This is a genomic window from Mycobacterium nebraskense (assembly GCF_002102255.1).
Taxonomy (GTDB): Bacteria; Actinomycetota; Actinomycetes; order Mycobacteriales; family Mycobacteriaceae; genus Mycobacterium; species Mycobacterium nebraskense.
This window is the reverse complement of record NZ_LQPH01000183.1, coordinates 1-23216: the sequence shown is the minus strand read 5'-3', so window position 1 is coordinate 23216 and position 23216 is coordinate 1. Positions and strand designations below refer to the sequence as shown.

At 66.8% G+C, this 23216-nt stretch carries 11 protein-coding genes and 1 pseudogene; 2 read left to right on the top strand and 10 right to left on the bottom strand.

Translation table 11 applies throughout. The features are described from left to right. Positions 1 to 181 precede the first annotated feature (181 nt). Positions 182 to 12715 carry a type I polyketide synthase gene (locus AWC17_RS30100; RefSeq protein WP_085165659.1) on the top strand — a complete coding sequence of 4178 codons (12534 nt, stop codon included), beginning with the start codon at positions 182 to 184 and terminating at the stop codon, positions 12713 to 12715. A gap of 25 nt (positions 12716 to 12740) precedes the next feature. Beyond that, positions 12741 to 15395 (top strand): sugar epimerase family protein, encoded by a 2655-nt coding sequence (locus tag AWC17_RS30095; protein WP_046182582.1) that lies wholly within the window; start codon positions 12741 to 12743, stop codon positions 15393 to 15395. A gap of 202 nt (positions 15396 to 15597) precedes the next feature. On the opposite strand, the gene AWC17_RS30090 is transcribed toward AWC17_RS30095, so the two are convergent. The 10 genes and pseudogenes from AWC17_RS30090 to AWC17_RS30050 form a co-directional block, all read right to left on the bottom strand. Further along, entirely contained in the window at positions 15598 to 16842 is a 1245-nt protein-coding gene (locus AWC17_RS30090; RefSeq protein ID WP_046182583.1) for a cytochrome P450, read from the bottom strand. A gap of 29 nt (positions 16843 to 16871) precedes the next feature. Beyond that, complete coding sequence (locus tag AWC17_RS30085; protein ID WP_046182584.1) at positions 16872 to 17822, bottom strand: SDR family NAD(P)-dependent oxidoreductase; 951 nt, start codon at positions 17820 to 17822, stop codon at positions 16872 to 16874. Positions 17823 to 17843: 21 nt separating this feature from the next. Further along, entirely contained in the window at positions 17844 to 18266 is a 423-nt protein-coding gene (locus AWC17_RS30080) for a hypothetical protein (protein ID WP_046182585.1), read from the bottom strand. Between the two features lie 60 nt (positions 18267 to 18326). Further along, positions 18327 to 19568, bottom strand: coding sequence for a cytochrome P450 (locus AWC17_RS30075; RefSeq protein WP_046182586.1), 1242 nt, complete (start codon positions 19566 to 19568; stop codon positions 18327 to 18329). A 15-nt stretch (positions 19569 to 19583) separates the two neighbouring features. Continuing rightward, positions 19584 to 20636, bottom strand: coding sequence for an NAD(P)H-dependent amine dehydrogenase family protein (locus tag AWC17_RS30070; RefSeq protein WP_046182587.1), 1053 nt, complete (start codon positions 20634 to 20636; stop codon positions 19584 to 19586). After that, a complete protein-coding gene (locus AWC17_RS30065; protein WP_046182588.1) occupies positions 20633 to 21064 on the bottom strand; it encodes a hypothetical protein in 432 nt (143 codons plus the stop codon). The genes AWC17_RS30070 and AWC17_RS30065 overlap by 4 nt, the downstream gene beginning before the upstream one ends. 21 nt (positions 21065 to 21085) lie before the next feature. After that, complete coding sequence (locus tag AWC17_RS30060) at positions 21086 to 21811, bottom strand: hypothetical protein (RefSeq protein WP_046182589.1); 726 nt, start codon at positions 21809 to 21811, stop codon at positions 21086 to 21088. Then, a complete protein-coding gene (locus AWC17_RS33945) occupies positions 21808 to 21936 on the bottom strand; it encodes a hypothetical protein (protein WP_046182590.1) in 129 nt (42 codons plus the stop codon). Before AWC17_RS33945 ends, AWC17_RS30060 begins: the two co-directional genes overlap by 4 nt. A gap of 14 nt (positions 21937 to 21950) precedes the next feature. After that, a complete protein-coding gene (locus AWC17_RS30055; RefSeq protein ID WP_046182591.1) occupies positions 21951 to 22760 on the bottom strand; it encodes a CbbQ/NirQ/NorQ/GpvN family protein in 810 nt (269 codons plus the stop codon). Beyond that, positions 22757 to 23216 (bottom strand): annotated as a pseudogene (locus AWC17_RS30050) (hypothetical protein); the annotation flags it as partial. The gene AWC17_RS30055 and the pseudogene AWC17_RS30050, both read right to left, overlap by 4 nt.

Sequence of the window (23216 nt, the reverse complement as noted above, 5' to 3'; positions counted from 1 at the left end):
GCCGGTCTTCCTGTAGCAGCCGGGAGCATCGGACGTTTTGAAATACCGTCAGAGTTGGCCATACTCACCAGCGACATTCTTGGGCCGGAGAGCGGCACGACATCGCATCGTGCAGCAATTTCCGTGACTCGGCGAGAGTCGCATCGGGACAGCTGACGGCCAAGTTAGGCGAGAGGTAGTGATGGTGGATCAACTCCAGCATGCGACCGAAGCGCTGCGAAAAGCGCTGGTCCAGGTCGAGCGCCTGAAACGCACCAACCGTGCGCTGCTGGAGCGATCGAGCGAGCCGATCGCGATCGTCGGTATGTCCTGCCGCTTCCCCGGCGGAGTCGAGACGCCAGAAGACCTGTGGCAGATGGTCGCCGACGGCCGCGACGTGATAACGGAGTTTCCCACCGATCGCGGCTGGGACCTGGCCGGCCTGTTCGACCCGGACCCCGACGCGCGCCACAAGACGTACGCGCAGACCGGCGGCTTCGTGGACGGTGTCGCCGACTTCGATGCCGCCTTCTTCGGCATCGCTCCGAGCGAGGCGCTCGCGATGGACCCACAACATCGCATGTTGCTCGAATTGTCGTGGGAGGCGCTGGAGCGGGGCGGGATCGACCCCAGCGGGCTGCGGGGTAGCGCGACGGGTGTGTTCGCCGGCCTCATCGTCCAGGGCTACGGCATGCTCGCAGAGGAGATCGAGGGTTACCGCCTGACGGGCATGACCTCTAGCGTCGCCTCCGGCCGGGTGTCGTACGTGCTGGGGCTCGAGGGCCCGGCTGTGTCGGTGGACACGGCGTGCTCGTCGTCGTTGGTGGCGTTGCACATGGCGGTGCAGTCGTTGCGTTCGGGGGAGTGCGATCTGGCGCTGGCCGGCGGCGCGACCGTCAACGCCACCCCGACGGTCTTCGTCGAATTCAGCCGCCACCGCGGGCTGGCCCCAGACGGCCGGTGCAAGGCTTACGCCGGAGCCGCCGACGGCGTCGGCTGGTCGGAGGGCGGCGCGATGCTGGTCGTCGAGCGGCTCTCGGACGCGCGGCGGTTGGGTCATCCGGTGCTGGCTCTGGTGCGGGGCACGGCGGTCAATCAGGACGGTGCGTCGAACGGGTTGACCGCGCCGAATGGTCCGTCACAGCAGCGGGTGGTGCGTGCGGCATTGTCCAATGCCGGCTTGTCGCCGGCCGACGTCGACGTGGTGGAAGGCCACGGAACGGGCACCACGTTGGGCGACCCCATCGAGGCCCAGGCGTTGTTGGCGACGTACGGTCAAGATCGGTCCGAGCCGCTATGGCTGGGGTCGATCAAGTCGAACATGGGCCACACGCAGGCCGCGGCGGGCGTGGCCGGTGTGATCAAGATGGTCGAGGCCATGCGCCACGAAATGTTCCCGGCGACATTGCATGTGGACGCACCCAGCCCGCATGTCGATTGGTCGGCGGGATCGGTGTCGTTGCTGACCGAGGCGCAGCCCTGGCCGGCGACTCGCGAACAGGGCCGGGTGCAACGGGCCGGCGTGTCGTCGTTCGGGATCAGCGGCACCAACGCACACGTGATCGTCGAGGCGGTCCCGGCGCCCGAGCCGCCGGAGGACCGCCCGAAGCCCGTGGCGGTGCCGTGGGTGGTGTCCGCTAAATCGTTGCCGGCGTTGAGGTCTCAGGCTGCCCGCCTGGCCGGGCATGTGCGCGGCCATGGTGAGCTCGATGTCGCCGACGTGGCCTGGTCGCTGGCGGGTCGCGCGACCTTCGAGCATCGGGCCGTCGTCATCGGTGGCGATCGCGACCGGTTGCTGGCCGGGCTGGATGAGTTGGCCGGCCCCGATATTCAGGACCTGACCGGCACCGTCATCCAGGGCGGCGCGCTACCGGCCGGCAAGAACGTCTTCGTGTTCCCGGGCCAAGGTTCCCAATGGCTGGGCATGGGCATCGAATTGCTCGAAACCGCACCGGTATTCGCACAGCAGATCGACGCGTGCGCGGAAGCGTTCGCGGAATTCGTCGACTGGTCGCTGATCGACGTTCTGCGTGGCGCCCCCGGGGCGCCGGGTATGGATCGCGTGGACGTGGTGCAGCCGGTGCTGTTCGCCGTGATGGTGTCGCTGGCCGAACTGTGGAAATCGGTCGGAGTCAGCCCAGACGCGGTGATCGGCCATTCACAGGGTGAGATCGCCGCGGCGTATGTCGCGGGTGCTCTCTCGCTGCGCGACGCCGCTCGGGTGGTCACGCTGCGCAGCAAGTTGCTGCGTTCGCTGGCCCACTCCGGGGGCATGCTGTCGATCGCATGCAGCACAGAGCGCGCACGGGAATTGTTAGCGCCCTACGGCAATCGTGTCAGCATCGCGGCCGTCAACGGCCCTTCTGCGGTGGTGGTATCGGGTGAAGTGGCCGCCCTCGACGAACTAGTCGGGTTCTGCGCCGACCTCGAGCTGCGCACCCGCCGGATCGACGTCGACTATGCGTCGCACTCGGTCGAGGTCGAGGCCATTCGTGACGAGCTGGCCGAGGCTCTGGCCGGTATCGAACCGAGTTCCTCGCGTATCGCCTTCTTCTCTACGGTGACCGGAAATCGTTTGGACACCGCCGGTTTGGACGCCGCATACTGGTATCGCAACATCCGGCAGACCGTCCAGTTCGACCAGGCCGTGCGCGCCGCATGCGAGCACGGGTACCGCACGTTCATCGAATCCAGTCCGCATCCCGCGCTGATCGCCGGAATCGAAGACACCTGCAACGACTGCACCGCCGGCGACTCTGAGGCCATCGTGGTTCCCACCCTGGGCCGTGATGACGGCGGTCTCAAGCGGTTCCTGGCGTCGGCCGCTGCCGCATTCGTGGCGGGCGTGAGCGTCGATTGGCGTGGAGTGTTGGCCGGGGCGAGCTACGTGGAGCTGCCGACGTACGCCTTTGACCGGCGCAGGTTTTGGCTGTCCGGTGAGGGTATCGGGGCCGACGCCGCGGGTTTGGGGCTGGGCACCAGCGAGCACGCGTTGCTCAGCGCGGTCGTGGAGCTGCCGGCTTCGGACGGGGTGGTGCTGACGGGTCGTTTGTCGCCCAGCCTGCAGGGGTGGTTGGCCGATCACGCGGTCTCCGGTGCCGCGGTGTTCCCGGGCGCTGGGTTCGTCGAGCTGGCGATCCGGGCCGGTGACGAAGTCGGCTGTTCGGTGGTCGACGAACTGACGCTGCAGGCGCCCCTGATGCTGCCTGCCTCCAGTTCGGTTGCCGTACAGGTGGTTGTCGGTCCCAGCGAAGAATCGGGCCGGCGCGCCGTCTCGGTGTTTTCCCGCGCGGACGCCGGTTCGGGATGGGTATGCCACGCGGAAGGGGTGTTGAGCTCGCGTTCGATTGCGCCCAGCGCCGATCTGTCGGTGTGGCCGCCCGAGGGTGCGGCCGCCGTGGACGTGGCCGACGGCTACGACCAGCTGGCAGCCCACGGATACGGCTACGGCCCGGCGTTCCGGGGATTGACCGCGACGTGGATCCGCGGCGACGAGGTGTTCGCGGAGGTGCGGCTGCCGGACGCGGCGGGAGGCGTCGGCGGGTTCGGAGTGCACCCGGCGTTGCTCGACGCGGCGATGCACGCCGTCATCATGGCCCGGCTGGCGGCGGGCCAGCCTGTCGAAGTGATGCTGCCGTTCTCGTGGCAGGACGTCTCGTTGCACGCCGCGGGTGCGACCGCGGTCCGCGCGCGGATAGCGCCGACCAACGGCACCAGCGCAATCTCGATCGAACTCGCTGACGGGCTGGGCTTGCCGGTGTTGTCCGTGGGCGCGATGGCTGCCCGCCCGGTGAGCGAGCGGCAGCTGCGCGCGGCGGTGTCGAGCTCGGGCCCCGAGCGGCTGTTCGAGGTGGTGTGGTCGCCGGCGGCTGCGGCGGCCAACGCCAACCCGGCGACCGCTTACCAGCTTTTGGAATCGGTTGTCACCGAACAGGATCCGGTCACCGCAACCTATGAGCGCACCCACCAGGCGTTGACCGCCGTGCAGTCGTGGTTGACCGAACACGACTCCGGTGTGCTGATCGTGGCGACTCGCGGCGCCGTGGGATTGGCGGGAGAAGACATCAGCGATCTGCCCGGCGCAGCGGTATGGGGTCTGGTGCGCTCGGCGCAAACGGAGCATCCCGGCCGCATCGTCCTGGTGGATTCCGATGTGCCGCTGGATGATCAGGCAGCCGCGTCGGCGCTCGCGGTCGGGGAGCCGCAGATATTGCTGCGCAACGGACAGGTCTACACGGCGCGGGTGCGGCCCAGCCGCGCCGTCGACGACCTCTTGGTACCTCCGGGCGACGGGCCCTGGCGACTGGGTATCGGCACCGCCGGCACGTTCGAAAACCTGCGGCTTGAGCCGGTTCCCAACGCCGACGCTCCATTGGAGCCCGGTCACGTTCGGGTGGCGCTGCGCGCAATCGCCGCCAACTTCCGCGACATCATGATCACCCTGGGCATGTTCACCCACGACGCGCTGCTCGGCGGTGAAGGCGCCGGCGTGGTGGTGGAAGTCGGCCCGGGCGTCACCGACTTCGCCGTCGGCGACTCGGTTTACGGGTTCTTCCCCGACGGAAGCGGCACGCTGGTCGCCGGCGATGTCCGCCTGCTGCAGCCGATGCCGGCGGATTGGTCATACGCCGAAGCCGCCGCCATCTCGGCCGTGTTCACCACCGCGTACATGGCCTTCGTGCACCTCGCCGACGTCAAGCCGGGTCAACGGGTGTTGGTCCATGCGGCCGCCGGTGGGGTGGGAATGGCGGCGGTCCAGTTGGGCCGGCATTTGGGTCTCGAGATTTTCGCGACGGCCAGCCGGGGTAAGTGGGACACGTTGCGGGCCATGGGCTTCGACGAGGATCACATCTCGGATTCCCGCAGCCTGGATTTCGAGGACAAATTCCGGGCGGTGACCGGTGGCCGCGGCATGGATGTGGTGCTGGATTCGCTGGCCGGCGACTTCGTGGATGCCTCGCTGCGGCTGGTGGCCCCCGGTGGCGTGTTCTTGGAAATGGGCAAGACCGACATCCGCGACCCCGGTGTGATCGCCCAGGAATATCCGGGCGTGCGGTACCGCGCCTTCGACCTCTTCGAGCCCGGCCGTCCCCGGATGCACCAATGGATGATCGAGTTGGCCGGGCTTTTCGACGCCGGTGCGCTGCGGCCGTTGCCGGTGACCACCTTCGATATTCGACGCGCTCGCGCGGCGTTGCGGTACCTGAGCCAGGCCCGCCACATCGGCAAGGTCGTCATGACGGTTCCCGACGCGTCGCTGGCATCGGGCACCGTGCTGATCACCGGTGGAACCGGAATGGCGGGTTCGACGCTGGCCCGCCACTTGGTGACGCAACACGGTGTGCAGAACTTGGTGTTGCTGAGCCGCAGCGGTCCCGATGCGCCGGGGTCTGCCGAGTTGATCGCCGAATTGGAGGAAGCCGGAGCCCGGGTGCGCGCGGTCGCGTGCGACGCGGCCGACCGGGAGGCGTTGGCCTCGGTGATCGCCGATATCCCGGCGAGCCATCCACTGACCGGGGTGATCCATGCCGCCGGTGTGCTCGACGACGCGGTGGTCACCTCATTGACGCCGGAGCGAGTGGATGCGGTGTTGCGCGCCAAGGTGGATGCGGCCTGGAACCTGCACGAGCTCACCCGCGATCTCGACCTGTCGGTGTTCGTCGTGTTTTCGTCGATGGCCGGGCTGGTGGGATCGTCGGGCCAGGCCAACTACGCTGCGGCCAACTCCTTCCTGGACGGGTTGGCCGCGCATCGGCGCAGCCATGGATTGCCGGCGATCGCGCTGGGATGGGGTCTGTGGGACCAGGCCAGCGCCATGACCGGTGGGCTGGACGCCGCCGACCTCGCCCGGCTCGGGCGCGACGGGATCTTGGCCTTGTCGTCGGACGAGGCGATGGACTTGTTCGACACCGCGCTGATTGTCGATGAGCCGTTCATGGCGCCCGCCCGCATCGACCTGGGCGCCCTTCGTGCCCACGCCGCCGCGGTGCCACCCATGTTCGCCGACCTGGTCAACGCGCCCGCGCGCCGCCAGGTCGACGAGTCGCTGGCGGCCGCCAAGTCGAAATCGGCTCTGGCGCATCGTCTGCACGGGCTCCCCGAACCCCAACAGCACGCCGTGCTGTTGGACCTGGTCCGCTCGCACATCGCCACGGTGCTGGGTAACACCACGCCGGAGGCGATCGACCCGGACAAGGCGTTCCAGGATTTGGGCTTCGACTCGCTGACCGCGGTCGAAATGCGTAACCGGCTGAAAACCGCTACCGGACTGGCGCTTTCGCCCACCCTCATCTTCGACTACCCGACACCGAACGGCCTGGCGGGCTACATCCGTAGCGAACTTGCCGGAGTGCCACAAGAAATCACGCCCGCCCCGGTGGTTCGCGCCGTCGGCGACGACCCGATCGTGATCGTCGGCATGTCGTGCCGCTATCCGGGCGGGGTGAATTCCCCCGACGATCTATGGCAGATGCTCATCGAACGCCGCGACGTGCTCTCAGCGTTTCCCACCGACCGCGGCTGGGACCTGGCCGGCATCTACAACCCGGACCCCGACGTCCCGGGAACCTGCTACACGCGCACGGGCGGCTTCGTGGACGGTGTCGCGGACTTTGACCCCGCCTTCTTCGGCATCGCGCCGAGCGAGGCGCTGGCCATGGATCCGCAGCAGCGAATGTTCCTCGAACTCTCCTGGGAAGCCTTGGAGCGAGCCGGAATTGAACCCGGCGCGTTGCGGGGCAGCGCCACCGGCATATTCGCCGGGGTGTACACCCAGGGCTACGGCATGGGCGCCGCCCCGGCCGCGGAAGGCTTCCGCCTGACCGGGCAGTCGTCGAGTGTGGCGTCGGGCCGGGTGTCGTACGTGCTGGGGCTCGAGGGCCCGGCGGTGTCGGTGGACACGGCGTGTTCGTCGTCGTTGGTGGCGCTTCATATGGCGGCGCAGTCGCTGCGCTCGGGGGAGTGCGATCTGGCGCTGGCCGGCGGCGTCACCGTCAATGCCACACCGGACATCTTCGTGGAGTTCAGCCGCATGCGCGGGCTCTCCGCGGATGGCCGGTGCAAGGCGTATGCGGGGGCCGCCGACGGCACAGGATTCTCCGAGGGCGGCGGCATGCTCGTCGTCGAGCGCTTGTCGGATGCGCAGCGGCTGGGGCACCCGGTGCTGGCGGTGATGCGGGGCTCGGCGATCAATCAGGACGGCGCCTCCAACGGGCTGACCGCGCCCAACGGTCCGTCCCAGCAGCGGGTGGTGCGCGCCGCGCTGGCCAATGCGGGACTGTCCGGGGCCGAGGTCGACGTGGTGGAAGGCCACGGCACGGGAACCACGTTGGGCGATCCCATTGAGGCCCAGGCGTTGTTGGCGACCTACGGGCAAGACCGTGCCGAGCCACTGCTCTTGGGATCGATCAAGTCGAACATGGGCCACACGCAGGCCGCCGCCGGTGTGGCCGGCGTGATCAAGATGGTGCTGGCGATGCGCCATGATCTGCTGCCGGCAACGCTGCACGTCGACGAACCCAGTCCGCACGTCGACTGGTCGGTGGGATCGGTGTCGCTGCTCACGGAGCCGCGGCCCTGGAAGGCAAATCGTCCGCGCCGGGCCGGCGTGTCATCATTCGGCATCAGCGGCACCAACGCGCACGTGATCATCGAGGCCGCACCGCCCGCGTCCGTGCCTGTGGTGGAACGCGCCAAATCGCCGGTCGTGCCGTGCGTGGTGTCGGCAAAGTCATTGCCGGCGTTGGGCTCCCAAGCGGCGCGGCTCGCCGAGCACCTACGCCGGCGCAGCGAGCTTGACGTCGGCGATATGGCGTGGTCGTTGGCGGGCCGATCGAACTTCGAGCACCGGGCCGTGGTTGTCGGCGGTGATCGCGAGCAGTTGCTGGCCGGCCTCGACGAGTTGGCCGCCGGTGAAGTCGGATCAGTCGTCCAGGGCGCGGCGACGCCCGGCGGCAAGACCGTGTTCGTCTTCCCCGGCCAGGGCGCCCAAATCCTCGGCATGGGCATGGGCTTGCACGCCGCCTACCCGGTGTTTGCCGAGGCGTTCAACACCGTCGTGGCAGAGCTCGACCGGCATCTGCTGCGGCCCTTGCGCGAAGTCATGTGGGGACATGACGAAAACCTCTTGAACACCACCGAATTCGCCCAGCCGGCGTTGTTCGCGGTGGAAGTCGCCTTATTCCGGTTGCTCGAATCCTGGGGTATCCACCCCGACTTCGTGCTGGGCCACTCGATCGGAGAGTTGTCGGCCGCGCACGTCGCCGGCGTCCTGTCGCTGGAGAACGCGGCGGTACTGGTCGCCGCTCGCGGCCGCTTCATGCAGGCCCTGCCGGAGGGCGGGGCGATGGTCGCCGTGCAGGCCGCCGAAGACGAGGTGCGGCCGCTGCTGGTGCCCTCCGACCAAGCCAGCGTCGGCATCGCCGCCGTCAACGGGCCTACGTCGGTGGTCATTTCGGGCGCCGAGGACAAGGTGGCCGCGCTCGCGACCCGACTCCGCGCCGACGGTCGCCGCGTCCACCAACTGGCGGTGTCCCACGCGTTCCACTCGCCGTTGATGGATCCGATGATCGACGAATTCGGCACGGTCGCAGCCGGACTCGCCGTCGGTAAACCGACGATACCGATCGTGTCCAACCTGACCGGGCAGCTGGCGGACGACGACTTCGCTTCGCCGGCCTACTGGAAACGGCACATTCGCGAAGCGGTGCGGTTCGCCGACAGCGTGCGCTTCGTGCACGCGGGCGGCGGTAACCGCTTCCTCGAGGTGGGCCCCAGCAGCGGGCTCACGGCATCGATCGAAGAGTCGCTTGCCGACGCTCCGATCATCACCATGTCGGCGTTGCGCAAGGACCGCCCGGAACCGGTGACCCTGACCAATGCGGTCGCGCAGGGATTTGTCGCCGGGATGGACGTGGATTGGCGCGGCGCAATCGGCAGTGCCGGCTTCAAAGCCAATTTCGTGGAGCTGCCCACCTATGCGTTTGAGCGCCGGAGATTCTGGCTGTGCGGCGACGGCGCCACGGTCGACGCCGCGGGTTTGGGGCTCGCACCCGGCGAGCACGCGCTGCTCGGTGCCGTGGTGGAACTGCCGGCCTCCGGCGGGGTGGTGCTGACCGGTCGGCTGTCGCCCGGTGCGCAGGGCTGGTTGGCCGACCACGCCGTCGGCGGCGTGGTGCTGTTCCCCGGAGCGGGATTCGTGGAGCTGGCGATCCGCGCCGGCGACGAGGTGGGCTGTGGGATTGTCGATGAACTGAATCTGGCGGCGCCGCTGGTGTTGCCGGGCTCCGGATCGGTCGCGGTGCAGGTCGTGGTCGGCGGCGCGGACGAATCGGGCGCCCGTGCCGTGTCGGTCTTTTCGCGCGCCGGCGCGGATTCGGCCTGGTCGTTGCACGCCGAGGGTGTGCTGCGTGCGGGCTCGGTGCAGCCGAGCGCGGACCTGTCGGTGTGGCCACCGATCGGTGCGACCGCGGTGGATGTCGGTGACGGTTATGAGCGGCTGGCCGAGCGCGGGTATGGATACGGGCCCGCATTCCGCGGCCTGACCTCGATGTGGCGCCGCGGTGACGAAGTGTTCGCTGAGGTGACCCTGCCCGCGGACACCGGGGTCTCGCCGGCCGGGTTCGGCGTCCACCCGGCGATGCTCGACGCGGCATTGCACGCGGTGATCTTGGCCTCGGACGGCGATGAACTCGCCGAAGGTTCGATGCTGGTGCCGTTCTCGTGGCAGCAAGTCTCGTTGCACGCCGCGGGCGCGACGGCGGTGCGGGCGCGGATCGTGCCGGTGAGTGATTCGGCGGTGTCGATCGAACTCGCGGACGGATTGGGGCTGCCGGTGCTCTCGGTGGCGTCGATGGTGGCCCGGCCGGTGACCGACCAGCAGCTGTTGGCGGCGGTGTCGAATTCTGGACCGGACCGGCTCTTCGAGGTCATCTGGTCGGCGCAGCGGTCGACGTCGGTGCAGCCCGTCTCGGTCTCTTACTGGGGCGCAACCGAATTGGACAGCCCCGACGCGCAACCGTCGGCGGTGGTGTTCGAGTCGGCGCCGGTGGTCGACGATGTCGTGGCCGACGTATACGCGGCCACCCGGGCGGTACTGCCCGTGCTGCAGTCCTGGCTGGCCCGTGAGGGGGCGGGGACCCTGGTGGTGGCAACCCGCGGTGCAATGGCGTTGCCGGGGGAGGACGTCACCGATCTTGCGGGCGCGGCCGTGTGGGGACTGGTGCGCTCCGCACAGACCGAACACCCCGGCCGGATCGTGCTCGTCGACACCGATGGTCGGTTGGACGATGAGTCCGTCGCCGCGATCTTGTCGGTCGGTGAGCCGCAGGTTTTGCTGCGCGACTCAACGGTGTACATCGCGCGGGTGCACGGCAGTCGCGCCGTAGGCGGTCTGCTGGTGCCCCCGGCTGGCGGGCCGTGGCGACTGGGCATGAGCAGTTCCGGCACCTTCGAGAACCTGCGGTTGGAGCGCATCCCGGACGCCGACGTCCCGCTGGGACCCGGGCAGGTTCGTGTTGCGCTGTCGGCCCTGGCCGCCAACTTCCGCGACGTGATGATCGCGCTGGGGCTGTACCCGGATCCGGATGCCGTGATGGGCATCGAGGCATCCGGTGTGGTCTTGGAAACTGGCCCGGAAACCGCACCGGGCGAGGGACGTTTCGCGATCGGCGACCGCGTCATGGGCCTGTTTCCCGATGGCACCGGCACGATCGCCAGGACCGACGAGCGGCTGCTCACCAAGATGCCGGCCGGGTGGTCGTACACAGCGGCCGCCACGACCACGGTGGTGTTCGCCACCGCCTTCTACGCGCTGGTGGACCTGGCCGCCGCCAAGCGGGGCCAGCGGGTGCTAGTGCACGCCGCCGCCGGTGGGGTGGGAATGGCCGCGGTGCAGCTGGCGCGCCACCTGGGCCTGGAAGTTTTCGCCACCGCCAGCCGCGGCAAGTGGGACACGCTGCGGGCCATGGGCTTTGACGAGGATCACATCTCGGATTCCCGCAGCCTGGACTTCGAGGACAAGTTCCGGGCGGTCACCGGCGGGCGTGGCGTGGACCTGGTGCTGGACTCGCTGTCCGGCGACTTCGTGGATGCTTCCCTGCGACTCGTCGCGCCCGGCGGCGTGTTCCTGGAGATGGGCAAGACCGACATGCGCGAGCCCGGGGCGGTGGCCGAGGAACACCCGGGTGTGCGCTACCGCGCCTTCGATCTGTTCGAGGCCGGGCCGGACCGCCTTCAGCAGATACTCGACGAGCTGGCCGCGTTGTTCGGCGACGACGTGCTACGCCCGTTGCCGGTGACCAGGTTTGACGTACGACGCGCGCCTGCGGCATTGCGGTATCTGAGTCAGGCCCGCCACGTGGGCAAGGTCGTGATGACGATGCCGGACGCCTGGGCGGCGGGCACCGTGTTGATCACCGGTGCGACCGGGATGGCGGGTTCGGCGTTGGCGCGCCACGTGGTGACCCGCCACGACGCGCGGCACCTGGTGTTGGTGAGCCGGCGTGGCCTGGACGCGCCGGGGGCCGCGGAATTGGTGTCGGAGCTCAGCGCCGCCGGCGCCCAGGTGCAGGTGGTGGCCTGTGACGCCGCCGACCGCGAGGCGCTGGCCAAGGTGATCGCCGATATCCCGGTGCAGCGGCCGCTGTCGGGAGTGATTCACGCGGCCGGCGTGCTCGACGACGCGGTGATTTCGTCGCTCACCCCTGAGCGGGTGGAGGCGGTGTTGCGGGCCAAGGTCGATGCGGCCTGGAACCTGCACGAGCTGACCCGCGACCTGGATGTGTCTGCGTTCGTCATGTTTTCGTCGATGGCGGGGTTGGCGGGTGCCTCGGGTCAAGCCAACTACGCGGCGGCGAACTCGTTCCTGGACGGATTGGCCGTGCACCGGCGCACGCATGGCTTGCCGGCGATGTCGCTGGCCTGGGGTCTGTGGGATCAGGCCAGCGCCATGACCGGCGCGCTCGGTGCGGCCGATCGTGCCCGGTTCGGCCGCGACGGAATTGTCGCGATGTCCTCCGACGAGGCGCTGGAACTGATGGACACCGCGCTCATCGTCGACGAGCCGTTCCTGCTGCCCGCCCACATCGACCTTGCCGCACTGCGAGTCAAGTTCGATAGCGGGACGTTGCCGCCGATGTTCATCGATCTGATCAACGCGCCGACCCGGCGTCAGGTCGACGATTCCCTGGCTGCGGCGAAGTCGAAATCGGCGCTGCTGCAACGCCTCGAGGGGTTGCCCGAGGACGAGCAGCAGGCGGTTCTGCTGGACTTGGTACGTGCCAACATCGCCACCGTGCTCGGCAATTCCAGCCCCGAGTCCATCGATCCGGACCGGGCCTTCCAGGAGCTGGGTTTCGACTCGCTGACCGCGGTCGAGATGCGCAACCGGCTGAAATCCGCTACCGGCCTGGCCCTGTCACCCACGCTGATCTTCGACTACCCGAACTCCGCCGCGCTGGCCGGTTACATGCACCGCGAACTCGTCGGCGCAGCCGAGCAGCAGAGTCCCGCCGCCGCGCCCGGGGAGGCCGAAATCCAGCGCGCTGTGGGATCGATTCCGGTCAAGCGCCTGCGACAGGCCGGAGTGCTGGAGCTGTTGCTGGCGTTGGCGAATGAAGCCGACGGCAGCCGAGTGGACGGACGGTCGCAGGCCGCCGCGGTGTCCTCGGAGAAGGACATCGCGGACATGGACCTCGAGGATCTGGTCAACGCTGCACTGATGGACGACGACGAGTAACCGTGAGCGTGCGCAAGGGCAGTCAGTGAGAGTCGCCGTCACCGGGGCCAGCGGTGTGCTGGGCCGCGGCCTCGCCGCCCGACTGCTCAGCCAGGGCCACGACGTGGCGGGGATCGCCCGGCACCGACCCGAAAGCTGGCCGAGTGCAGCCGATTTCGTCGTAGCAGACATCCGGAACACCGATGCGGTCAACCGCGCTCTGGCCGGCGCGGACGTTGTCGCGCACTGCGCATGGGCAAAGGGTTTCGCCGATAGCGACGCGGTGAGCCACCAGGTCAACATCGAGGGCACCCGCAACGTGCTGGCGGCGATGGCTGAGACGGGAGCCAGAAGGATCGTTTTCGCATCGTCGTCACATGTTTACGGCGGCGGCGATGCGCCGAAGACCGAGCACGACGCGAGAACGCCGGTCAGTGCCGACGGCCAGCACAAGGCCCGGGTGGAGCAGATGCTTGAGGAATCGGACCTGGAATGGGTCGCGATCCGCTCCGCGCTGATTCTCGGCCGAAGCGTCGACAACTGGGTGCGTCGGCTGCTGGCGCTGCCGGTATTCCTCGACGGGCCGGCCGACCGTCTCATGCAGGTCGTCCACGTCGACGACGTCCTTCGGCTATTCAACCGCGCGATCGTGGACACCGAAATCGGCAGCGGCCCCGTTAATCTCGCCGCCCCGGGCGAGCTGACTTTCCGGCGCGTCGCTGCGGCGCTCGGACGCCCGGTCGTGCGGTTGGGCTTTGGACTGGCCGAACTGCAACTGGTGCACAGCGCCGCGTTCATGGATACCGCGAGGATGCGTGAGCAGTGGGGATTCCGGCCGGCGTGGAACTCCGGTGAATGTGTCGAAGATTTCGCGCTCGCGGTGCGCGGCCGGGTCACCGTGGGTAAGCGGGTGGTCTCGCTACCCTGGCGGATGGCCAGCATCGGCGACCTTCCTTCCGTTGACGCACCGTCCGAGGACGGGGTGAAGCCCAATTGGGCTGGCCCAGATGGAGATAACGGAGAATTCGATACCCCGATCGACCCGCGCTTTCCGACTTTTCTGGCCACCAATTTGTCGGAGGCGCTGCCTGGCCCGTTCTCGCCGGCGTCGGCCTCGGTGACCGTGCGCGGGCTGCGTGCCGGCGGCGTGGCCATTGCCGAGCGGCTGCGGCCCGGCGGCATCATCCAGCGTGAAATCGCCATGCGGACCGTCGCCGTCTTCGCCCACCGGCTCTACGGGGCCATCACCTCGGCGCATTTCATGGCCGAAACCGTACCGTTTGCCAAGCCCGCGACGATCGTCAGCAACAGCGGGTTCTTCGGCCCCAGCATGGCGTCGTTGCCGATCTTCGGTGAGGAGCGTCCACGTTCCGAAACCGGCCGGATCCGAAAGCAACTCCGGACCGTTCGCAACATCGGGGTATTCGGCGTCAACCTGATCGGCCTCAGCGCCGGGTCGTCCAGGGACACCCACGAGTTCGTTGCCGATGTCGATCGCCTGGAACGCCTGGCCGACGACGCCGCCCGGCTGGACGATCGTCGGCTGCTCAGCCTGATCTCGTTGGCGCGCGATGATGTGGTGCACGGCTGGGTGCTGGCGTCGGCGTCGTTCATGCTGTGCGCCGCGTTCAACGTCCTGCTGCGCGGTTTGTGTGGGCGAGACACCGCCGCGCCGGCGGGACCGGAATTGGTCAGTGCGCGATCGGTCGAGGCAATGCAGCGGTTGGTGGTTGCCGCACAGCGCGACCCGAAAGTGACAGCGCTGCTGGCCGAACCGGGGGAGCGGCTGGGCAAGCTGGCCGTCGAGGCGCCGGAGTTTCACGCCGCCGTACTGGCCGAGCTGGCGCTGATCGGGCATCGTGGCCCGGCCGAGCTCGAGATGCTGTCGATCAGCTATGCCGATGATCCCGAGTTGCTCGTCCGGATGGTGACCAGAGCAATGAGCGTCCCCCCTGCGCGCCAGCCACAGCGCCCTCGGATTCCATTGCACGCCAAGCCTGTCGCGCAGCTGGCAGCGCGGCAACTCCGCGACCGCGAAGTCCGTCGCGACAAAGTGGTGCGGGCCAACTGGGTGCTACGCAACCTGATGCGCGAGTACGGGCGCAGGTTGCTCGAGGCCGGAATCTTCCATACCGCCGATGATGTGTTCTATCTGCTCGTCGACGAGCTTGATGCACTCCCGGCAGATGTCGGGGGGCTGGTGGCCCGGCGCCGTGCCGAACAACGCCGGCTGGTCGCCGTGGTTCCGCCGATGGTGTTCAGCGGAAGCTGGCAACCAACCACAACGACGTCGGCGGTGCTCAGTAGCGGGGAAACTCTGCGTGGTGTCGGCGTGTCCGGGGGGAAGGTGCGCGGCCGGGTGCGGATCGTGCGGCCCGAGACGATCGATGACCTCCGACCGGGCGAAGTCCTCGTCGCGGAGGTCACCGACGTCGGATACACCGCCGCGTTCTGCTACGCCGCGGCCGTGGTGACCGAATTGGGCGGCCCGATGTCCCACGCGGCCGTGGTGGCCCGCGAATTCGGCTTTCCCTGTGTGGTGGACGTGCAGGGAGCTACCCAGTCGTTGCCGCCCGGCGCCCTCGTCGAGGTCGACGGCGCCTCGGGCGAGATTCATGTGCTGGAACTGGCGTCTGCGGACCGCCCGCCGCTTTCCGGCGAAGCGCCCTACCCACTGAAATCATCTGAGCCAAAGCGTTAATAGGATCCACCCGCTCGGCTCGCCGGATTGTCGCGGGCATGCGCGCGGGCGTTGGGCGCATGATATCGACGGTCACGCCGCGTCCGTTGCGAGAATCCTCAGCGGCAGCATGGGCAATGTGGAGGTGGGGGATGGCCAGGTGATCTCGGGCAGATATCCGGGCGAAAGCCCGAAATGGGGAATGCGGTTTTACGTCATCGGTCTATACCGCGGCGTCTGATCCAACGAGCTCGAGCGGAAGCCGCGTGGGTCCGCTCATGCCGAGAAGCGGCCTCCAGGGCGGGTTCTCGGTGCACCGTGGATGCGGCAGGCGGTGGGCGAGAATTTTGAGTGCTTCGGAGAGTTCTCGCCTGGCGAGGTTGGCACCGAGGCAGTAGTGAGTTCCCCCGCCGAAGGTAAGGATGGGCGGCGGATCGTCGCGAGTGATGTCGAAACGCGTGGGTTCGTCGTAAATGGACGGATCCCGGTTGGCGGCATAAGTGTTCACGATGATGAAGGTGCCCGCCGGAAATGTGTAGTCGTCAATCGTGACGTCGTCGGTGACACTGCGGAGGGTGCTGCACATCGACGGGGAGTGGCGCATGGTTTCTTCGACGGCTTTCATTCCGAGCTCGGGCCTGTCGCGAAGCAGGGCCCATTGTTCCGGATGCTCACATAAAACTTGCATCGAGGCCGCCAATTGCGTACGGGTGGTGTCGGTTCCGGCCACCAGGATGCTGAACGCCAGCATCCGGACTTCACCGGCGTCGAGCCGGTCGCCGCGATCTTCTGCCCGGATGAGTTCGGAGAGTAGGTCGCCTGTCAGGGTCTTGCGCCGATCGGCGATCATCCCGTCGATGTATTCGTCGAAAGCGTCCCAAGCCCTCAGTACCTGGGGCTCTTCCTCGGCAAGGTTGCAGTCGAAGCTGACTATCTTGAATATGTCCTCTGCCCATTTCGAGAACAGCTGCCAGTCTTGCCGTGGCGCCCCCAACAGTGCACAGATGACTGGGATGGGGTACGGCCGGGCGATCTCCTCGACGAACTCACAACGTCCCCGCGCGACCACGGCATCGACGAGTTCATTGATGACGGCGTGGATCGTTTCGTCCATGCGGGCGGTTGCCCGTGGGGTAAAGGCCCTCGACACCAAGCCGCGCAACCGCCGATGTTCGGCACCCTCCATGCAGAGGATGCTGCGGGCGACCCGGTCCCACAGCTCGCCTGACGTCACTCCGTGCGCGGTGAGGTGAATGCCCGGCGGAATGCCGAACCGCGGGTCGCCGAGCACGGTTCGAGCAAGTTCGTAGGAGAGCACCTCCGGGCCCACGGGGCCCAGCGCGATCGGTGCTACCTCCTGGGCAGCCCGAAATTGCGGATAGATCTCCTGAGGTGTGTCCGTGACGTCGTAGTTCAGCACGGGTAGATCGGCGTCAAAGACACTGGGCTTCGCCGTACCGACGGTCATGATGTCTCCCTGTCGCGGTCTCGATGTGCTCAAATCGGTTGGTAGGGCTTCAGAACGACGCCGATCTGGGCCGCGCCGGTGGGCGCCGCCGGTATCTCGCCGGGGTCGGGGATCATCGTCGCCGTACGCTTGTCGATGATGGTCGAGAGGTGGTCGCGCACTTTCTCGACGGTGAGGTCCGTGTCGGTGTATCCCGCAGTCTGGCCGAAAACGCGCAGGCCGACGTTGCCGGCGCCCGCTTCGAGGTTGGCTCCCGACAGCTCGCAACACTCATGAGCCAGGTAAGCGACGGCGGGCGACACCAGGCTGGTGGGGAAATGCGCTTCCATCAACGAAGTAAACGGCGAAGTCTCATTGAAGTGCCGGATAGCGGTGGTGTTGGCGGCCGGTCCCAACGCGTTGACCTTGATACCGAACGCCGCGCCTTCGACGGCCAGCCCGCGGGTCAATCCAAAGATGCCGCTCTTGGCCGCACCGTAGATGGAAAGGTTCTCGATCCCGAACATCGCGCCCGACGTCGTGTTCACAATCCGTCCATACCCCGCCTCGCGCATGTGCGGCCATGCCGCCCGGCACATCCACACCGTTCCCATCAGGTGCACGTCGATGATCGTGCGGACATCGGCACTGGAAATCTCGTCGAAATGCGCCATGAAGCAGACCCCGGCATTGTTCACCACGATGTCCAGGCGTCCCCAGGTGTCCAGCGCCGTCGTGACGACGCGGCGGGCACCGTCTTCCTCTGCAACGCTGTGTTGATCGGGGACCGCCTCGCCGCCCGCGGCGAGGATCTGTTCGACGACCTGCTCCGCGTTTGCCCGCATGGTTCCTCGCCCGTCGGGGCCCACGCCGAGGTCATTGACCACCACTTTGGCTCCGCGCTCGGCGAGCAGAGTCGCGTGGGACCGGCCTAAACTCGGGTCCTGGCCGCCGGCCCCGGTGACGATGGCAACCCGGCCGTCGAATCGAAGCTCGCTCATGGCAATCCTTTTCGTGGCTTCTTACGGCAGGTTGGTCGACAGGAATGTCAGGGGCAACCCGAACACGGACAAGTCGATTTCCTCGAGATAGTTGCCCTCGCCCTCGAAGCCTTGCCGGAAGCGTGTGGTCGAGCCGTAGCGCTTGGCGATGTCCTCTGCCTCCGACGCTCCGGGAACCTGCACCACCACCGTGAATACGCCGCCATCACCATGACCGGCCAGGAATTCGGTCACCGAAGTGGCCACCTCGGCGGTGGACCCCGGGTTGGGACTGATCAGCTCGATGCCTCGATTCCAATCCAGGAGCACCCGGAGCCCGAGCTCGTCCAAATTGATCTCATCGAAGCTGAACCCCAGCTCGGTAAAAAGCTGTCCCACGGCTTCATGTCGTTCGCGTGCTACCGCGAAGACGACGTGATGCAACCGCGACGATGAGTCAGTCATCCGAAACCTCCAGGCACGATCGGGAAGACGGGTCGGGAAGCGGGATGGTCGCAGGTTGCGTCATCGGGCGCCAAACTCCACAGGCAGACTTGTCGGCCCGCTCATGCCGAGCATCGGCTTCCAGGGTGCCGGTCCGGCACGTCGGGCGTCCGGCAGCCGGTGCGCCAGGATCTTGAGTCCTTCGGCCAGCTCCAGCCTGGCCAGGTTCGCGCCGAGGCAATAGTGCACGCCGCCGCCGAATGTCAGTACCGCCGGCGCCTCCTTGCGGGTGATGTCGAAGCGGTCGGGGTCCTGGTAGATGTCCGGATCGCGGTTGGCTGCAAAAGAATTCACAAAGATGTACGTGCCACTCGGGAAGGTGTATCCGTCCAACTCGACGTCTTCGTTCACGGTGCGGACCGTGTTGCACACGGCGGGCGAGTGGCGCATGCTCTCTTCGACCGCTGACATGGCGAGTTCGGGGCGCTCGCGCAGCATCGCCCACTGCTCCGGGTGATCGAGCAGCGCCTGCAAGGACGCGGCCAGCTGGTTGCGCGTGGTATCCGTTCCGGCAAGCAACAATCCGGCCACCGTCATGCGAAGTTCGTCCGCATTGAGGCGGTCGCCTTGAAAAGTCGGGTCCTCGGCGCGGATGAGGTCAGAGAGCAAGTCGTCGGTCAGGCGGTGTCGTCGCTCGGCGACCATTTCATCGACGTAGGCGTCGAGCTCGGCCCAACCGCGCAGGATCGCGGGCGTTTCGTCGGCGAGATTGACCGAGAAGTTGGCCATCTTGAAGATGGCTTCGGCCCATCGTGAAAACTGTGCCCAGCTTGCACGTGGCGCACCGAGCAATGCACAGATGATCGGGATCGGGTAGTGGCGGGCAATGTCAGTCACAACGTCGCAGCGGCCGGCGTCAATGACGCCATCGACCAGTTCGTTGACGACTTCGCCGATGGTGTCGTGCAGACGCGCGGTGGCCCGTGGGGTGAACGCCCTCGATACCAAGCTTCGCAGCCGATGATGTTCGGAGCCTTCCGCGCAAATGATGCTTCCGACGACTCTGTCCCAAAGCGGGCCCGAGGTCACGCCTTGCGCGCTCAGGTGAAGACCCGGGGGAATGATGAATCGGGTGTCGCGGAGGACGGTGCGCGCGAGCTCGTAAGAGAGGATCTCGGGTCCGAATGGGCCGAGTGCGATTGGGCCGCGTAGCTGCGCTGCCCGGATGCGAGCGCAGACCTCGTGCGGTGACTCGGTGATGTCGTACTCGAGCACCGGAAGTCCCGCCTCAAAGACACTGGGCGCACCGGTTGTTGCGGTCATCAGACGCACGTCCTCTCAGCTCCGTGCCAGTACTCCCCGCGGAAGGAGCAGCGGCAGGTCGTTGTAGGTGGCGATGCCGGGTGGAGCGGCGACCACGGCGGGTATCGCGTTGATCGCCGGCATGGCGGTGATGGTGAGACCCAACATGATGTAGTCATCCAACGTCTCGCCCTGAAAGTCTGGCGGCGGAAGGAAGCTCAGCGTCGTCTTGATCGTCGGTTGGCCTTGCACCTCAATGGTGTAGCCCATGTCCAGCGGCCAATCCGGATCCAGCGTTTGACCCTTGCGCCACCGGCCACGGATCTCGATGATCTCGCGGCCGCCGAAAACACCTTTCCAACGGACGTCTACGCCGGCGACACATCCTTTTGCAATCGTCCAGTCGCCGGGTAACTCAAGATCCTCGGTGGTCTGGGCATACTCGACCTCGCAACGCACTTCGTCGAGCTCCACACCGAGGGCGTCGGCGATCAGCAGCACGGCGTCCCGGAAGACACCGGACCCCTTCTCGGTGATGGCCGGCAAATCTGCCTGGTGAATGGGATAGCCGAAGCCCATCGGCATTTCGGTCTCGGGGGAGTTGTAGATGGTGGTGTCAGCGGATTCCAGCATTGACACCTTGTCCACCCGGTCCGAGAGGCCTGCCGACACGATTGCGAACAGTTGGATGAAACCGGGGTTGATGCCGCTGCCGAAAATGGTCGACCCGCCATGCTTACAGGCCTCGGCGATGCGATCGCGTCCCGTGCCCAGGAAGTGGCCGGTGACGAACCCTGCCGTGCCCACCACATTGATACCCGCTTCGAGGATGCGGACCAGCTCATCGACATCGGCGAACATCGGGTTGTAGACCACACAGTCCGGCTTGAGCGCGAGCAGCGCGTCAATGTCGTTGGTGGCCTTCACATCAAGCGCTTCGATCCCGCACAGCTCACCGGCATCGCGGCCGACCTTCTCTGGCGACCAGGCGTAACATCCGACGAGCTCCAGTGTGGGGTTTGTGGCTATCGCCCGCACCGAACTCTTGCCGACGTTACCCGTCGTCCACTGAACGACCCGATAGGTCACGGGTGCGGCGCCGCGTGCTGTTGGGCCGCCTGGCGAGCGAGCCGTTCGTTGTGGATCCTGACCAATTCGCGGAACCCGAGCCTGTGGTACTTCGGTATCGGCTGGATCCCCCACACGTCCTGTGCGGTGGCCTTGCCTTCGGCGCCCTCGGGCGGCCCGAAGGGCGGGTACGGGTACTTGCACTCCAGGGTGTCGTTGGAGTATCGAATCTTGAGCAGCTCGCTGCAGATCTGCGTGAGACTCAGGGTCGGGTAGCCGTAGTAGACCGCCATGAACGGCAAGGTGAATGCACCTTCGATGACCAGGGCGACCAGGCATACCAGCACGGCCCGTTTGATCCATTTGTGCATTCGCGCGTAGTACGGCGTAGTCCCCGGCTCGAGACCAGCGGTGGGATCTTGCTCGTCGGTGGGTGTCGGTGCGGTCATGGCGTTGCTCCTTAAACCTGTTCAGTCGGAGAAGATTTCGCGGTTGACGGTGTGCAGGTACGGGATGGCGAGGAAGGGGGTGATGTAGAAGATGTCGTAGAGCCACCAGCCGATGACCGGGAACACCACACCGGCGTACCGCACGTCGGCGAACATCGTCATGTTGAACACATACGCGGACCAGATCACCACGCCCATCCAGCAGGTGACGACCATCCACTGATGGCCCCAGCGTTTCATCTGCAGAAACCCGATCGCCGCTGCCACGCGCATGGAGAACACCGTGAGGATCAGCCCTGCCACATAAGCCTTTTCGCCAGGTCCCGCCGCACCGCCGATCCAGAGCTCGTTGTAGTGCCAGAAGTAGCCGGCATCAAACATGTTGCCCCACCCAACCATCAGCACCCGGTTGATCAAGGTGTGGTTGGCGACCAGGTCCAGGGCCCAGCCGAGACTGTTGAGCATTCCGTCGATCAGCACCAGATAACCGATCAGGGTCACGATCATGGGCCGGACCGACAAGCCGGCTCGCAGTGCTTGGCGCTGCAGCCACACCCCACGCATGAAGATTGGGAATCCGATGAGCCCCGGAGCCCACATGCCCATCAGGGCGGCGCCGATGATCATCCACTTGTCGGCGCGGCGCTGCGCTTGGCGGGACTCGTCGTGGTGATCCTCGAGGCTGACCGACCCGTCGGTGCCGGCCGGTCCCGCTTCCGAATGCCGTTTGAGCAGAGGCAGATTCACAAATCCCACCACCCTCGGGCGAACGACATGTACAGCTGGATGCCGAACATCACCAGCAGGTAGCCGTAGATGAAGATTTGGAAGACGATGAGCGCCCGTTTGCGCTTCTGTTCCTGTTGGTCCATGCCGGACTCCTTTCTTAGGGGGTTGCGCTCGGGGCGTCGATGGCGGCCAGGCTGGCTGCCGCAACTTCGCGTAGACCGTCGGTGACCGCGCCGTCGGTACTCAGTGGCGCCAGTATGCACGCGTCGGCCGCTTCCAGTTCGGTTGCGCCGGCGGCGATCAAGTGCGCGGCCGTGACCAGCACCCTGGTCGACGGCGGCTCGAAGTGAAAGGCTTCGTCCGCAGTGCGGATGGCAACCGCGCATTCGACCAACCGCCGTGCCGTTGCGATGGGAATCCCGGCTTCGGTGACAATCACTTCGGCCTCCCGCTCGGGCGGCAGATACCTCATCGTGAGTGTGACGAACCGTTGGCGGAACGACGGTTTGAGCTCCTTGAGCGAGCTGCGATATGCCGGGTTGTAGGAACACACCAGCATGAAAGTGTTCGGCGCGGTCACGACTTCGCCGGCTCGGTCGAGGTACAGCGACCGGCGGTGATCGGTGAGCGAATGCAGGATGGCCAATGAGTCGTGGCGGGCTTCGACGACTTCGTCGAGGTAGCAGATCGCGCCGGCTTTGACGGCCCGGGTCAGCGGGCCGTCGGTCCAGACCACGTCGCCGCCGGTCACCATGAAGCGGCCGACGAGGTCGGAACTGGTGAGGTCGTCGTGGCAACTGATGGTGACGACCGGTCGTTGCAACAGCAGGGCCATGTGCTCGACGAAACGGGTCTTGCCGCAACCGGTCGGGCCGGTGAGCATCACGGGCATGTGCTGGCGGAAGGCCTGCTCGAACAGCTGAACTTCGTTGCCGTTCGCGAAATATATGTCGGTGGCGGCGTTCATGCGGCGACCAGTTCACGGTGGACGTGAGCTAACACCCTCGGGAGCTCCTCTACGCGTCGGATCCGTTGCGACCGTCGGGGCCCGAACACCTCGGGAAGGGGATCGACACGGGTCGGTCCGACGCCGACGTAGTACATCGACACACCGGCGTCGTTCGCCTCCTCGACAGCGTGCGCGACGTCCGCCCAGGCATAACGGCCCTCGTAACCCTCGTCGGAGATGAGACCGTCGCCGATGACGATCAGCAGCCGCCGCTCGGAGGGCTGCGCCAGGAGCCGGCTCGTCAAGTGGCGCAGTGGCGCACCGAGTCGCGTGTATCCCCGGGTGGACAGGCCCAGCCCGCTCGGCGGCACAAACCGGCGATCGTCGAAATCCTTCAGGGTCGTGTCCCTGCCGCGGTGTAAAAGAATCCGGACGTAGGTTCCCTCGAAGACCGGCAAGTCTGATGGAAGGAGC

Bases quoted from the DNA above. Each gene is read 5' to 3' on its own strand.
- AWC17_RS30100 (WP_085165659.1), top strand. From the start codon at position 182: ATGGTGGATCAACTCCAGCATGCGACCGAAGCGCTGCGAAAAGCGCTG.
- AWC17_RS30065 (WP_046182588.1), bottom strand. From the start codon at position 21,064: ATGACCGCACCGACACCCACCGACGAGCAAGATCCCACCGCTGGTCTC.
- AWC17_RS30055 (WP_046182591.1), bottom strand. From the start codon at position 22,760: ATGAACGCCGCCACCGACATATATTTCGCGAACGGCAACGAAGTTCAG.
- AWC17_RS30080 (WP_046182585.1), bottom strand. From the start codon at position 18,266: ATGACTGACTCATCGTCGCGGTTGCATCACGTCGTCTTCGCGGTAGCA.
- AWC17_RS30090 (WP_046182583.1), bottom strand. From the start codon at position 16,842: ATGACCGTCGGTACGGCGAAGCCCAGTGTCTTTGACGCCGATCTACCC.
- AWC17_RS33945 (WP_046182590.1), bottom strand. From the start codon at position 21,936: ATGGACCAACAGGAACAGAAGCGCAAACGGGCGCTCATCGTCTTCCAA.
- AWC17_RS30075 (WP_046182586.1), bottom strand. From the start codon at position 19,568: ATGACCGCAACAACCGGTGCGCCCAGTGTCTTTGAGGCGGGACTTCCG.
- AWC17_RS30085 (WP_046182584.1), bottom strand. From the start codon at position 17,822: ATGAGCGAGCTTCGATTCGACGGCCGGGTTGCCATCGTCACCGGGGCC.